This is a genomic window from Collimonas sp. OK607 (assembly GCF_900111995.1).
In the GTDB taxonomy this organism is placed as follows: domain Bacteria; phylum Pseudomonadota; class Gammaproteobacteria; order Burkholderiales; family Burkholderiaceae_D; genus Collimonas.
This window is the reverse complement of record NZ_FOKF01000012.1, coordinates 12,514-27,427: the sequence shown is the minus strand read 5'-3', so window position 1 is coordinate 27,427 and position 14,914 is coordinate 12,514. Positions and strand designations below refer to the sequence as shown.

The window sequence follows — 14,914 nt, the reverse complement described above, 5'->3', positions numbered from 1 at the left end:
CGGCCTTTTTCAGTTACCCCCCAGCGAGCATTACCGTCTTGGCAAAGCGAGGATCGCCGTAAACGTCCTGCTTGAACGGCTCTATCCCGACACGGTCAACGACGTCGATGAAGCGCTCCGCTTCGCCGTGACGCAATTGTAGATAAGTTTCTATCAGACGATGCACGACGTCGGGAACCTGATCGCGGGCGAACGACGGGCCGATGATGCGCCCTATTGCTACGCCGCCATCGCGCCCGGATTCAACGTCGGTCGCCAGTCGCGCGCCGCCGTTCTGACGGCCGCCTATCGTGATCTGATACCATTCCTCGCCCGCCTTGTCGACGCCGAGGATGCCGATGTGCCCTATATGGTGATGGCCGCAGGCATTGATGCAGCCGGATAAATTGAGATCCAGTTCACCGATGTCATGCACATAGTCAAGATCGTCGAAACGACGCTGTATGGCCGCCGCGACCGGTATCGAAACGGCATTGGCGAGAGCGCAGAAATCGCCACCGGGGCAAGCGATGATATTAGTTATCAAACCGATATTCGGCGTCGCCAGATTGAGAATATTGAGTTGCTGCCAAAGCGCAAACAAGTCTCGCCGGCGCACATCGGTCAGAATCAGGTTTTGTTCGTGCGACACCCGTAGTTCGCTGAAACTATAGGATTCGGCCAGATCGGCCACAGCATCCATTTGATCTGCCGTGATATCGCCCGGTGGCACGCCGGTTGCTTTCAGCGAAACGGTTACCGCGGCGTAGCCTGCCATTTTATGCGGATGGACGTTGGTTTTTAGCCAACGCGCGAAGGCTTGGTTGGTCGCTGCATAGCCGGCGCTGACGTCAACCTCACCGACAGCGCTGTCCTCATAGCGCGGCCAGGTGAAGCGTCCCGCGACGCCAGCGACGAAGGCCTCTCCGACCGTATCCGGACCGCCGCGGATCACTTGCCATTGCTCATCTACCTGCTGTGCAAACACTTCCGGGCTCAGATCTTTCACCAGTATCTTAATCCGTGCCTTGTATTTGTTGTCGCGCCGGCCGTGCAAGTTGTAGACCCGCAGTATCGCTTGCAGATAGGTCAGCAGATCAGGCCAGGCCACGAAAGAATTGATTAACTTGCCGGCAATCGGCGTACGCCCCATGCCGCCGCCCACCCATACGCGAAAACCGATCACATTATCCTGCACCGCCGCCTGCAAACCGATATCGTGCACGCCGACCGCCGCCCGGTCGGTGCGGGCGCCGCTGACGGCAATCTTGAATTTGCGCGGCAAGAATGCGAACTCGGGATGCAACATCGACCATTGCCGGATGATTTCGCACCAGATCAACGGATTCACCAGCTCATCCGGTGCGACGCCGGCGAAATGGTCCGTTGTCGTATTACGAATACAATTTCCGCTGGTCTGGATCGCATGCATCTGTACCGTCGCCAGTTCAGCCAATATCTGCGGCACATCTTCCAGGCGCGGCCAGTTGAACTGCATATTCTGGCGCGTGCTGAAATGGCCGTAGCCCTTATCCCAACGCCGCGCAACGTGGGCCAGCATGCGCAACTGCGTCGATACCAGCATGCCGTAAGGAATCGCCACCCGCAGCATCGGCGCATGGCGCTGGATGTACAAGCCATTTTGCAGGCGCAGGACGCGAAACTCATCCTCACTCAGTTGCCCTGCCAGAAAACGCCTGGTCTGATCCTTGAACTGGGTCACCCGCTGTTCAACCAGAGTCTGATCGACCTCGTCATAAATGTACATGGAGCATCCTTTTTGATGAAGCCTTGCAGCAAGCCGCAAGCGCATTGAGAAGTATGCTCAAGGTACACCAGACCAGGCCGCCAGAACAGCATCAGGGCATGCAAAAAAAACCGTATCAGCGATACGGCTGCAGAATTTTACGGCTGCATTGTCTGGCGCGTCATCTCGCCGGCAACGATACGTCCCAGTGTCGCCAGCGCAGCCTCGACGCGGGCATCCCAAAGGTGGCCGTAATTCAGGCGCAGGCAGTTGCCGAAGGCCGGCTGCGCGGAAAAGATCGGCCCGGGCGCGACGCTGATGCCCTGCGACAGCGCATGCTTGTGTACACGTAGCGCGTCCACGCCGTCCGGCAACTCCAGCCACAGGAAATAACCGCCCTTGGGACGGGTCACCCGAGTCCCTTGCGGAAAATGGCGCGCCACTGCTTCCATGAACACCACTTGTTGCGCAGCCAGCGCTTGCCGCAACTGACGCAGATGGCGATCGTAGCCGCCTTTCTCCAGATAGAGCGCCAGCGCCCCTTGAACCGGGGCCGACGTAGTCAGCGTGGTGGTCAGCTTATGGCGTGCCACGGCGCGCGCAAAGCGACCGGGAGCGGTCCAGCCGACGCGATAACCTGGCGCCAAGCATTTGGAAAACGATGAACAGTGCATCACCAAGCCTTCGGTATCGAAAGCCTTGGCCGGTGTCGGCCGCCTATCGCCAAAGTACAGCTCGCCATATACGTCGTCCTCAATCAGCGGCACCTGGTAACGCGCCAGCAATTTGACCAGCGCTTGTTTCTTTTCATCGGACATCAGGCTACCCAGCGGATTCTGGAAATTAGTCATCAGCCAGCATGCAGCAGGCTGGTAGCGCTCCAGCGCTCGTTCCATCGCCGCCAGATCGATGCCTTCGCGCGGATGCGTCGGCACTTCGATCGCCCGCAAGCCATTGCGCTCGATCGACTGCAAGGCAGCATAGAAAGTAGGCGATTCCACCAATACTGCGTCGCCGGGACGCGTCACCGCCATCAGACACAGATTAAGCGCCTCCAGTGCGCCGTTGGTGACCACGATATCGTCGGTGTGGATATGCAGGCCATCAATCAGATAACGCAACGCGATTTGCCTGCGCAGCCGGGCGTTACCGGGCGTGAGATCGTCCACCGAGCTCCACGGATCGAGATTTTGCACGCTGACCGACATCATGCGCGCCAGCCGTTTCATCGGAAACAGCAAGGGGCTCGGGAAAGCCGAGCCGAGCGGCACCACATCTCTGGTCATCGTGGTTTCGAGCACTTCAAACACGCGCTCGCTGGTATCGGGCTGTACCGAGTCCTGATCCGGCAACGACATGGTTTCCGGCTCCGGCGGCAATTGCCTTGCGCTAGCCGCCACGTAATAGCCCGACCGCTCCCGGGCCACAATCAAGCCTTGCGCTTCCAGCAGGTAATACGCCTGGAACACGGTTGAGGGGCTGACCTCTCGACTGCTGCTGGCCTGGCGCACCGACGGCAACCGGTCGCCGGGTAGCAACACTCCATCCAGTATCGATTGCGATATTTCGTGCGCCAGAGCTTCGTAACGTTTCATAGTGGTGAAGAGTACGGGCGGCCCATGCCGCATTGCCGTATCTTTCTTACGTGCATATTAATTCAAAAGATCAAGCCTGAGCTCTCCAGGCGCCTATCCGCCCGCAACCACCATCTTGACGATGACAAGCAAGGCCGCAATAAGCAATGCCACACCGACCAGGGCTGCGCCGATCACGTACGCGGGATTGAACGATGTAGCGTCTTTTTCATAGTCCGCCCTGCGGCGCAGACCGACGAAGGACCAGAATACTGCACCCAAGGTGGCAAAGAAGGAGCGCTTCCCTGATTCGTCCAGATTTGATTTACGCATGATCGACCTTTCAAAACACGAATAATGCGGCACTGCACCCAGTAGGCATGCCTACTCTACCTGATGCCACTCCGCCGACTCGAAAACCTCGGAGCTAATCCAACGGCACCGAGCGATAGCGGCTAACTTCTGATGCGCTCACAATCGGCGCCTTGTTACCCCAGCTGTTGCGGATATACGAGACGACCGCAGCCACTTCGCTATCGGTCAGCGTCGGACCGTATGGCGGCATGCCGTAAGGGCGCGGATTGGCAGCCGTACTCGGTGCAAAGCCGCCGTTCAACACCACCCTGATCGCATTCACCGGCGCCGACATGGTGATCGCGTGATTGCTTGCCAGCGGCGGGTAAGCCGGCCATACGCCTTTGCCGGAAGCCTGGTGGCAATCCACGCAATGGTTCTTGTAGATCTTCTGGCCCAGATCCAGCGCGCTTGCCACCTGGTCAGGACTGGCGCGCTCTTTTTCTGCCGGCGCTTCCTTCTGGCGCGGCAACGATTTCAGGTAAACCGCCATCGCGCGGACATCCGCATCGCTCAGATGCTGCAAGCTGGCGCCCACCACCTCCGCCATCGGCCCCAACACTGTGCCGCGCGGCGAGACGCCGTCTTTCAGCAATGCGCTGATGTGCTGGATATCCCAGTCGCCAAGACCGATTTCTTCATCCGATGTCAGCGACGGCGCATACCAGTTCACCACCGGGATCAAGCCCCCTCCCAGCTCCGCTTTCAGATCGCTGCCGCCGAGTGCATTGCGAGTGGTGTGGCAAGCACTGCAGTGGCCCAGCCCTTGCACCAGGTAAGCGCCACGATTCCACTCGACCGATTGCTGCGTCTCAGGCTGATACACGCCAGGCCGGAAATACAGGGCGCGCCAGCCATAGAGCAGGAACCGGTTGTTATAGGGAAAACGCAAACCGTGTTCCAGATTCTTTTGCTGTACCGGCGGCACGCTCTGCAAATAGGCAAACATCGCATCGGCATCGGCACGCGTGACCTTGGTGTAGTTCGTGTACGGGAAAGCCGGGTACAGCAAGCTGCCGTCTTTCGATTTACCGTTATGCAGCGCGCGCCAGAAATCATCGGCCGACCAGGTGCCTATACCGGTTTCCTTGTCCGGTGTGACATTCGGCGAATAGACGGCGCCGAACGGCGTCTGTATCGCGCGCCCTCCCGCCAGTTCCTTGCCGCCGCGCGCTGTATGGCAAGCCATGCAATCACCCGTACGCACCAGATAGGCGCCGTGCGCAATCTGCTCCGCAGTTGCAACTGCTGCAGCAGAAGCCGCCGGCGGCTGCTCGCCGCGATCGTCGACGTTGAGCATTGCCACTACCCCGACTGCCGCCGCGATCAGCAACACAAGAGCGCCGGCTGCCCACATGAATATCCGTTTCATTCTTGGCTCCGCTTCATCAGTTGGGGACACTGCCGCAAGCGAGCGGCAATTTGACCGAGGTTGGAGCAACTGCGACGGCGTCGGCTGGGACCGGCTGCGCAGCCAGCCATGCCGACACCGCACCGATATCCTCTGCACTCAAGCGTTGCACAACCTGCGCCATGCAATCGGGCGCCTTGGCGTGCCGTGCGCCGTTTTTCCATGCGCCTATCTGTCCGACCAGGTAATCGCGCGGCAGGCCAAGCAAACCCGGGGTCGCCGGCATGACGCCTGTCATGGCGCTGCCATGGCAGGCGATACAGGCTAGAATCTTCTTGCCAGGATCACCCTTGTTGACCAGGATTTCACCACGCTCGCGGGTTGCGCTCGACTGATCGAACGGTTGCGGTGCCGGGTAAGGCGGATGCTGATCTGCGAAATACTGGGCGATTTCCTGCAGATAGGTGTCGGACAGGTGATCGACCAGATAGGTCATCATCGGATACCGACGGCGTCCTTCGCGAAAATTATGCAACTGGTTGTAGAGATAGCCTGCCGGTTTGCCGGCGATGCGCGGGTAGTAGCCATCGTTGGTGGCGCGCCCTTGTTCGCCATGGCAGGCGGTACATGCGGTGAGGCGCTGCTTGATGGTATCGGGAACCGTGCCGGCGTCGACCTCTGCCGTATGGGCAGTGCCGGCAAACAAGGCCACGGCCAGAAAGACCAGGAACCTTGAGCGTCGAATCAGCTTGTGCAGGCATGGAATTCCAAATTTGAAACGCGCTTCTTCAGATTGCATACCGGACACACCGGACGGAGCGCGGGCAAATTCAGTGACGTGAAATCCAGACATTCGTGTTTCTCCCACTGCGGGACTGGTGGCGATTCCCGCAGAGTAACCAAGTCTGGCAATAAAAAACAGATTCAGTACAGAGAATAAAAATCGGATCAGATTGTCTGGCTCGCCGCACTGTTCTGGTTGCTCAACCCCGGTCCGGCGCATCGCGCCACCCGGGAGCGCGCATGCAAGTCGTGTCAGCGACTCAGGCCGGCGGCATGCATGAACAAGCGCAGCAGATAGGCAACCGCGCCAAGCGTGCCGACGCTCAAGGCCCACAACAATACCAGCCAGCCGAACCGTTTCCAGCGCGAACCGTCTTGTCCAGGATATGCGCGCATCAGTGATAACCCTCGCCGTGCTTCACCTTGCCTCTGAAAACGTAGTACGCCCATACTGTGTACATCAAGATGACCGGAATGATGAGTAGCGCACCCACCAACGTAAAGCCCAGGCTTTGCGGCGGCGACGCAGCATCCCATATCGATACGTCGGGTGGAATGATGTTTGGCCACAGGCTGATGCCCAGTCCGCTATAACCGAGAAAAATCAACATCAGCGTGAAGACAAACGGCGCTGCCTGCCACCTGCTTTTGAGCGACCGCAGCAGGAAATAACTACTCGCTACCACCAACAGGGGTACCGGTGCAAACCAGAACAGGTTCGGCAGACTAAACCAGCGTTGCCCAATCCGTTCGTCAAGCAGCGGAGTCCAGACACTGATGGCGGCAATCACCAGCAGCAAAGCCCAGACCAGTCGCCGCGTGATGACGTAAGCATGGCGCTGCAAACCTCCCTCGGTTTTCATGATGAGCCAGGTGCTGCCGAGCAAGGCGTACGCCACCACCAGGCCCAGCCCGGTAAAAATCGAAAACGCGGATATCCAGTCCAGCGGACCGCCAGCATAAGCGCGGTTGGCAATCGGTATTCCCTGCAGATAGGCGCCCAGCGTCACGCCCTGGAAAAAAGTGGCCGTGATCGATCCGCCGATAAATGCCTTGTCCCAGTAATGCCGTTCGCGTTCGCGCGCTTTGAAACGGAATTCAAATGCCACGCCACGAAAGATCAGCCCTGTCAGCATGAAGATCAACGGCAGGTAAAATGCGCTCAGCACCACTGCATAGGCGAGCGGAAAAGCCGCCAGCAGCCCTGCTCCGCCCAGCACCAGCCAGGTTTCGTTGCCATCCCATACCGGCGCGACCGTGTTCATCATGACGTCGCGATCCTCCTTGTCCCTGAAAAACGGATACAGGATGCCGATGCCAAGATCGAAGCCGTCCATCACCACATACATCATGATGCTGAACAGAATAATCACTGCCCAGATCAGCGCTAGATCGATACCCATATCAGTTCCTTATCTCTGCAACAGCAGTGTCTGCCGGGACCGACTCGCTCGCAGCCGACATTGGCCGCATCGGTTGCCGCTCCTGCCCCGGCCCCCCCGTCTCCGGATGTTGCCCTTCGTGAGTCAGTGGGCCGCCGCGGATCAGTCGAAACAGATAGCCGATACCGGTACCGAACACCAGAAAATAGACCAGTACGAACATGATCAGCGTGGTGCCGAGTTCGGCGGCGCCATGCGGCGATACCGCATCAGCAGTCCTCAGCAAGCCGTAAATAATCCACGGCTGGCGGCCGATCTCGGTGGTATACCAGCCCGCGAGCATTGCGATCAGGCCGGAGGGGGCCATCAGCAAGGCGAAGCGCAAGAATAATTTACTCTGCCACAGCTTGCCGCGCCAACGCAGCCATGCGCCCCATAGCCCTAGCCAGATCATCAACATTCCCAGCCCTACCATGATGCGGAAGGACCAGAATACTATCGTCGAGTTGGGTCGATCTTGCGGCGAAAATTCTTTCAAGCCGGGAATTTTTCCTTCCCAGGAGTGGGTCAGAATCAAGCCTCCCAGACGCGGAATTTCAATCTTGAAACGCGTTTCTTCGCGCCTCATGTCCGGCCAGCCGAACAAAATCAATGGTGTCCCGTCGTCGCCACGGTTTTCCCAGTGGCCTTCGATTGCAGCGATCTTTGCGGGTTGATGCTTCAACGTATTCAGCCCATGAAAATCACCGATCGAGGCCTGGATAGGCGCCACCAGCAGTATCATCCACAGCCCCATCGCCATCATCTTCCGGATAGCCGGATTATCGTTGCCGCGCAACAAATGCCAGGCAGCCGAGCCGCACACCAGCAACGCCGTGGCAAGAAACGCCGCAACACTCATATGCGCCAGCCGGTAAGGAAAGGACGGGTTAAAGATAACCTGCAACCAATCGGTCGGGATCACCCGTCCATCAACGATTTCGTAACCTTGAGGAGTTTGCATCCAGCTGTTGGAGGCGGTGATCCAGGTTGCGGAAATCAGCGTGCCCAGGGCAACCATGGCGGTCGAGACAAAGTGCAAAGTGGGGCCGACTTTATTCCAGCCGAACAGCATCACGCCGAGAAATCCCGCTTCCAGGAAGAACGCCGTCAAGACTTCATAGGTCAGCAACGGCCCTGTGACACTGCCGGCGAACTGTGAAAAAAAACTCCAGTTGGTGCCAAACTGGTATGCCATCACCAGGCCAGACACCACTCCCATGCCGAAATTGACAGCGAAAATCTTTGACCAGAAATGATACAGGTCGCGATAGACCTCTCTATTGGTTTTCAGCCAGCAGCCCTCGAGAACGGTCAGGTAGCTGGCCAGGCCGATGGTAATTGCGGGGAAGATAATATGAAATGAAATCGTAAATCCGAACTGGATACGGGCCAGTTCAAGTGCGTTAAATCCAAACATTTTCGTTTCTCCCGATATGGGATTGCAGATAGTCTAGACAGTGTAGGCAGCCTACGCAGAAAGAACAGATTCAGTACAGAGAATAAAAAGCAGATCAGATTGCTTGCGCGACGGCATGGCCCGATGCCTGACGGCCAACCGTCGCGGTATGCTCTGGCAACACTATCCCACCATGCCGTACTGCTGGCCGCACCGGTTAAAATCCTGATAATCGAGCAGAGCCTCGACCTCGTCGACTACCTGCATTGCAGTCCCGGCATACAGACAAAGGCTGCAACAAATCTCCAGACCGGCGCCGCTGCATGCTCCCGCACAATTGTCTCTGGCGACTCATTCAGCAACACCACCTTGCCGGGAATCCTTGCCCGCACTGCAGCAAGTTGAGCAGCACTGAAGCCGGCCGTCACATCACCAACCTGCCCGGGAAAACGCCTCCAGGCGGATCATCGCATCTTCCACTTGGCCGCTGGCTCAGGCGGCATCGGTTCTGGCGATGATGGTAAATGCCGTGTCCTGGCGCACGTCCAGCGGTGTATCAGAGGATTGATAGTGTCAATGCCAATGATCATTTGACATCAAAGACGCTCTCATCGTCAGCGTCAATATTCGACGGTCCGAGTACCTCCGGCAACGACTCCTGCTCAAAGCCCTGTACGCAAGACGATGGCTTACGGTTCAAGAGCAGACGAACGACATCAGGTCTTGAATAATGCCCGACCGGATCATATGCGGCCTTAGCCACACCTATCACTCCAAGATCCACATCCGCATAAAGCAATCCCTCCTCCTTCTCCGGAATTGGCTCACATAGCGGTGAACCATCCGGGCCGTAGATCATCGCGTAACCTCCACCTTCCAAGAGGAGCGGCGCTTTGGCAGGATTGTCGATCAACATATCGAGCATTTCTTTTGACACAGTGGCGCAGGGGGCTAGCACAAAACACTGGCCTTCCAACGCATAAACCTGACTAGCTGCATTGTTAGCGGCAGCGCTCAGCTGGAACGCAGCACCGCGATATACAGAGAAGCTTGGCCAAGCCGCAACATGTATCTGTTCGTGTTGAGAGTACATGGCGTATTTCGACAGGGGCTGTATGTGCTCGGCGCAACACAGAGCGCCGATGCGGCCCAATGCGGAATCGTGGACCGCCAAATCACTGCCGTCACCTTCGCCAAAAACCGCCCGTTCAACGTGTGTTGGCTTGAGCTTGCGTCGAGTTGCGATGACCTTGCCTGCATCGTCAATTATTGCTTGGGCCAAGTATAAAGTTCCGCCGTCACGCTCGCAGAAACCCAGAACCACATGAATTTTGCAGCGTGCAGCAGCAGCACACAGGCGCTCGAAAGGCTCGCTGCCAACGACCAACGCGTTTTCGAAATATCGCTGTACGAACTGCATGCCCCAAGCCGGTGAGTCCAGCCAAATCCACCAAGGGTAGCCAGGCAACCATACTTCAGGGAAAGCGATCAACGAAGCTCCCTCTCGGGCGGCATCTTCAATCAACTTGATTGCTTTCAATACCCCTTTTTCAAGATCTAGGAATTCGGGTGCCGCTTGAACGGCAGCCACTTTATATTTCGTTTTTGCAATGGTTGGCATCATGACTCCAAAAAATAATTTGTGACACATTGATTGTTAATTTGACGCAGCAATTTCCGGCTTTACAGATTTGACTTCGCCATAAACTCATACACATCGTTCAAAATGCTCGGGCCAAACGTAAGTTCAGTCGAAACTTCTCTTGCGTACCATTTCGAACGTATAGGTCCTGACCGGCTTGCGCTTGGAATTGAAGTCGAGGTGTAAGAAAGTGGGTCCATGTCACCATATACCGATCGGTTTTCAAGGTGTCTTGCTGAGCGATACCATTCAAATGGTTTTCGCCACCGATGGTATGGTAGTAACTCAATCCGACCTGATTGGCAGGATCCATCACGTAGCGTAAGTGCGTCTGAAGCTCGTAAATATTATCCTGACGTAATGCCGCTCCTGCGTAGTTATTATTCTTACCAAAAGTATCATATTCAAACGTAATTTCACCGTAAAGCCGCTTGCTGACCAGCGCCTGAACCCAATTCACTTCGACTACGCCTTTCCACCGATTCTCGCCGAGGTTCATGCCAGCTTTGGCCGCGTCATAACTGCCAGCGGGCACGCCTATGAATCCTACAATACTGAAATAGCGTTCTTTATCCGTATCATTCAGCAACCACACAGCGCTACCAATCATTGGATCGCCGAACCCGGTGGATGTCTGGTCACCGGTAGCGCTGAGCTTCAAATGGCCAAACGGCAAAATTATTTGAGGGGTTACTGTAAAGCCACCCAGAGTGGTCCAATGTACAAAACGGGCAATGCCGATATCGCTATCCAACCCAAAATTCTGAGTTACGGTATGGCCATTCACATTCACCCTATCGCGCTCGGCATGCTGGTAATACAGCAATCCCAACTCAGTACCAGCTGGCAATGGCTCGTTATCTCCGGGAGCCGTGCTTACAACGCCGGCCTGTGCCGCGGTGCTACAAGCGACCGTAACCGTTACGCATAATTTTTTGACCAGACTTAGGCTATCCGTTCGGAAATTCAAAGAACATAAAGTACGCATGATTCACTCCCAATGATCTTTTATACGTGTTGATATATTTAGCGGATAAATTCAAAAAAATAATGAACTCGTTGATATTCAGTGAGTCCCATTACGAATAAATTCTAAACCGCCGGCACCCGGGGAAATTGACCTGAACTCCCATACAAATTGTTCAAGAATCGAATATTCGAATATCTCGTAACCCACTACCGGGCTAGAAAAATCCGCCGAAAAAATCATTGAATAGGGAGTTCCGCAATTTAGTCTTTCGCGCGAATGGCTACTGATGGACGTCCACGGCATGGTGTTACTTCCGCGAAGCCTGACAACCAACCCGTGCAATTGGAATTGCTGGACGATCTGGAAGCTGATGAAGACTAAATAAGCGTAAAAGCCGAGCGCAATAACAAGACGCAATGCGCACGTCGAGCGCGCAAACCGTTATAGGTCTCTTGATCCGCAGTGTGAAATTATATTTGACGAACGTTAAATTTGCTTTCTCGGAGCGGACCATCCACGCATCGGTGAATCACCTTTCGATAAGCAATATATGAGTCGTTTCCTGACATGAAATTGTGGAAATGTCCGGTCTTTGGTTGTGCTACCTCAACGAATATGACATCAAGATTTTATACTCTAGGTGAACTGGCTTTGAAATCTCTAGGGTTTTGGCCTGTATAGCGCTTGAATGCTCGGCTGAAGTGAGCATTACTGGCGAAACCCCAGTTGTAAGCAATTTCACTTATGCTGCGGCCGTTAAGTCGAGGATTGGCTAGTGCCTTCTTACAGATCTCAAGTCGTTGGATCCAAATATATTCAGTAACTGTAAATGGCTCGCTTTCGAATGCCCTGTGAATGGAACTCTGCGACATTTTGAGATCTCGCGAGAGCTGCTCCACACCAAGATCCGGATCACCCAGGTTGCATTCAATTGCGTGTTTGATTCGATCCAGATGGAATTGACAAAGACGGGATGTTTGCACTAATCCCTCGTGCGCATTGAGCGACTGCAGCCCTAAAGACAGCACTTCTATCACGGACCTTGCCATGACGCTCTCCTGATCTGCCGACAAGTTATTCTGATCATCGAATAGACTACGCACTAAATTCCCCAATACTCTTCCAATGAAAGTATCAGGCGCCAGAGGGCGTGCAACTAACCGCTCGGGGTTGGGCAAGTGCAGGCGCATGATTTCGGTGGGGATACGAAGTGAGCACATGTGAAATTCATCGCGTAGCGACACCTGATAAGGTCTACGAGTGTCATACAGAGCCATTTCACCAGGCTTGATCGTAATTTTTCTATCGTCCTGGATGATTTCACAATCGCCTTCGAGCTGGAGGCTGAAAAGAAAATAGTCGTGGTCATTACGCCGGGGAGCTAAGCGAGTAACGGTCTGAGGGTGCGCTTTCACCTCAAGTAAATCGAGAGCCCCCATTGGGGAATGTTTCAGCTGCGCTTCAAGCCCTGAGGATGGGCGAAGGGGGGTGAATGGTTCAAGACGACAGTTCAATTTCACAAAATACTGATTCACAACCTCACTCCAGTATCCGTAACGCTGTGCTTCGGGAAGCGAAGCCGTCGAAATATGATTCTTCATAGCAAATAGCTCCAAATTATTCACGAATCGTGATTCTCTATGAATGCAATTTACGTTCCAGCGCCTGCCTGGCATATACAAATAGCCGTTGGGTCTTGTGGTCAATTATTTTGCGACTCTCAGTCAGTTTTCGCATTTAATTAGACTTAAATCCCCCCTAGTTGGTGCGTCTGGTGCCTACAACGCTCTCCTTAAGTTCTGTTATCTACTGAGATGAGGAGCGTACCGGGATGCGGTATGTTTATCGCAAGAGGTAAATTTGGCGTGGAACCAGAGGAACTGGAGAAATCTATATTGGATGCCATGCCGCTAACTACGACGGATTTGCGAACTCCTCCGGATCCAAGGCATTCGCTGAGACGATGCCTCGAATTTCCGATCAGATGTTCGGGGCAGGCAAAACGCCGAACAGCTTTTCCATCGCCAAACCAATCGACAGGAGCTTTTTGTCACTTCCGACAGGCCCGTCAAGCGCCATACCTACCGGCAGCCCCCTTGACGTCAGTCCTGCCGGGAGCGTAAGCCCTGGAATCCCGACAATACTCCCTGGGTCGCAGTTCCGAATGAATGTCGCGAACTCGTCCACTGCGGGTCCGCCATTCACACTGACAGTCGACGAACCATACACAAAATCGATAGGCACAGCCGGCACCGGAGTGGTCGGAAAGAAGATAGCGTCTATCCTGTTTTCGATAAAGTAGATATCAAAAATCGCACGCATTTGCGGACGATAAACGTTAAGTGCGTCTGAGTACTCTCCTGCTGTACTGTCGGACGTTACCGATTTGAATCCATTCTGAACATCGGGGTCAGCGATCTTTTCCGCTATATCAGACAGAGTTATGCCGCTTGCACCGCTAGCCTTGAGATATGCGGGGATGTCGATGGTTGCTTCATGAAGAACGAGCTGGAAACCCGTCTTTTCCCCCAGGCCTCTGATACTCGGCAAATCAACAGAAATGAAAGTCACTCCGGCAGCCGTGAGCTTAGACTTGGCTGCATTCATGATTTCCAAAACCTGATCATCAACCACGTCCCAGTATGTGGCAGGTACGCCGAAACGCAGCCCATTGAGCGTCGCTGGGGCCGGAATGGCCGCCCCTGAAATCACCGAGTCAAGAAGCGCAACATCGGCCACCGTACGCCCCATGGGGCCGACGGTATCTCGCGTATGACTCAGCGGAAGAACCCCCGTCCCGTCGTAACGCCTTTCGCCACCGCCATTTCCGACTGATGGCCTAAGACCTGCAATTCCGTTCAACGCGGCAGGGATGCGCACCGAGCCCCCGGTATCCGTTCCCAAACCAACGGTTGCCATCCGCGCGGCAATTGCAACGCCGGTACCCCCGGAAGAGCCACCAACCATCCGGCTCGTGTCGTAAGGATTGCGTGCCACTCCAGCAAACGGCGCAAAATTTGTTGTCGTTACACCGAATACCAGTTCATGCATGTTTGTCTTGCCGATGATAATTGCTCCGGCATTCACGAGCGTTTTCAGCACATTCGCGTCAGCGGTCGGCCGAAAGTTCATCAATGCGGGAGTCGCGCCGGTAGTCGGTAGCTCTTTTGTGTTGATATTGTCTTTCACGACGATGGGAAGTCCAGCCAATCGCGGCAGCTTCTTCCCGGCTGCACGAGCCGCATCGACCGCGCGCGCTGCAGCAATCGCCCCAACACGATTCAAGGTAATGAAGGCTCTCAGACTACCGAGTGCGTCTGCACGATCAAGCAGCGTTCGAACATACGTCTCCGCAGAAAGCTGCCCCGCCGCGATTGCTGCGACGACTTGTGTTGCAGTCATCGACAACTGCTGAGTTTTTCCGATAGTACGTGGTTTGGACGAGCGTTTTCCCCCGTCCGCATAGACTTCTACATTTACCCCTGGAGCAACTGCCAAGGCACCTAGACTCGATACAAAACTACGCCTGCTCATGCTTTTTGGAAATTTCATTTTTTTCCCTGAATGGCTAAAAGCAGCCGCCTTGAATGCCAAACGTTGACCGTACAAGGAAGCGCTAATTGGGGTTAAAAAAAGTGACGAGCGCCAACATGCACATAGCATGAGAAAACCATGGCTCGGTACAAGCTACCCT

At 55.1% G+C, this 14,914-nt stretch carries 12 protein-coding genes; all 12 read right to left on the bottom strand.

The window, feature by feature from the left end; genetic code table 11:
- Nucleotides 1-13 precede the first annotated feature (13 nt).
- The 12 genes from BM029_RS10460 to iaaH all read right to left on the bottom strand — a co-directional run bounded on the left by BM029_RS10460 (nucleotide 14) and on the right by iaaH (nucleotide 14,628).
- On the bottom strand, nucleotides 14-1,747 hold the full coding sequence (locus BM029_RS10460) for a nitrite/sulfite reductase (protein WP_092435676.1): 1,734 nt from the start codon (nucleotides 1,745-1,747) through the stop codon (nucleotides 14-16).
- Between the two features lie 137 nt (nucleotides 1,748-1,884).
- On the bottom strand, nucleotides 1,885-3,321 hold the full coding sequence (locus tag BM029_RS10455) for an aminotransferase-like domain-containing protein (RefSeq protein ID WP_092435673.1): 1,437 nt from the start codon (nucleotides 3,319-3,321) through the stop codon (nucleotides 1,885-1,887).
- Between the two features lie 93 nt (nucleotides 3,322-3,414).
- Nucleotides 3,415-3,633, bottom strand: coding sequence for a DUF2970 domain-containing protein (locus tag BM029_RS10450; protein ID WP_092435671.1), 219 nt, complete (start codon nucleotides 3,631-3,633; stop codon nucleotides 3,415-3,417).
- Nucleotides 3,634-3,727: 94 nt separating this feature from the next.
- A complete protein-coding gene (locus BM029_RS10445) occupies nucleotides 3,728-5,026 on the bottom strand; it encodes a c-type cytochrome (protein ID WP_092435668.1) in 1,299 nt (432 codons plus the stop codon).
- Between the two features lie 16 nt (nucleotides 5,027-5,042).
- Nucleotides 5,043-5,804, bottom strand: a complete 762-nt coding sequence (locus BM029_RS10440) for a c-type cytochrome (RefSeq protein ID WP_139217227.1) — start codon at nucleotides 5,802-5,804, stop codon at nucleotides 5,043-5,045.
- A gap of 236 nt (nucleotides 5,805-6,040) precedes the next feature.
- Nucleotides 6,041-6,184 carry a DUF2474 domain-containing protein gene (locus BM029_RS10435; RefSeq protein WP_092435665.1) on the bottom strand — a complete coding sequence of 48 codons (144 nt, stop codon included), beginning with the start codon at nucleotides 6,182-6,184 and terminating at the stop codon, nucleotides 6,041-6,043.
- Complete coding sequence (gene cydB, locus BM029_RS10430; RefSeq protein ID WP_092435662.1) at nucleotides 6,184-7,191, bottom strand: cytochrome d ubiquinol oxidase subunit II; 1,008 nt, start codon at nucleotides 7,189-7,191, stop codon at nucleotides 6,184-6,186. Before cydB ends, BM029_RS10435 begins: the two co-directional genes overlap by 1 nt.
- A gap of 1 nt (nucleotide 7,192) precedes the next feature.
- On the bottom strand, nucleotides 7,193-8,629 hold the full coding sequence (locus BM029_RS10425) for a cytochrome ubiquinol oxidase subunit I (RefSeq protein ID WP_092435660.1): 1,437 nt from the start codon (nucleotides 8,627-8,629) through the stop codon (nucleotides 7,193-7,195).
- Between the two features lie 565 nt (nucleotides 8,630-9,194).
- Nucleotides 9,195-10,229: a carbon-nitrogen hydrolase family protein gene (locus BM029_RS10415; protein WP_092435871.1), complete on the bottom strand. Its 1,035-nt coding sequence runs from the start codon at nucleotides 10,227-10,229 to the stop codon at nucleotides 9,195-9,197.
- A gap of 100 nt (nucleotides 10,230-10,329) precedes the next feature.
- Complete coding sequence (locus tag BM029_RS10410) at nucleotides 10,330-11,238, bottom strand: transporter (protein WP_092435652.1); 909 nt, start codon at nucleotides 11,236-11,238, stop codon at nucleotides 10,330-10,332.
- A gap of 611 nt (nucleotides 11,239-11,849) precedes the next feature.
- The gene (locus BM029_RS10405) at nucleotides 11,850-12,821 is read right to left on the bottom strand and encodes an AraC-like ligand-binding domain-containing protein (RefSeq protein ID WP_170851042.1); all 972 of its coding nucleotides are present in this window, start codon (nucleotides 12,819-12,821) and stop codon (nucleotides 11,850-11,852) included.
- Between the two features lie 379 nt (nucleotides 12,822-13,200).
- Nucleotides 13,201-14,628, bottom strand: a complete 1,428-nt coding sequence (iaaH, locus tag BM029_RS10400; protein WP_371329109.1) for an indoleacetamide hydrolase — start codon at nucleotides 14,626-14,628, stop codon at nucleotides 13,201-13,203.
- Nucleotides 14,629-14,914 lie beyond the last annotated feature (286 nt).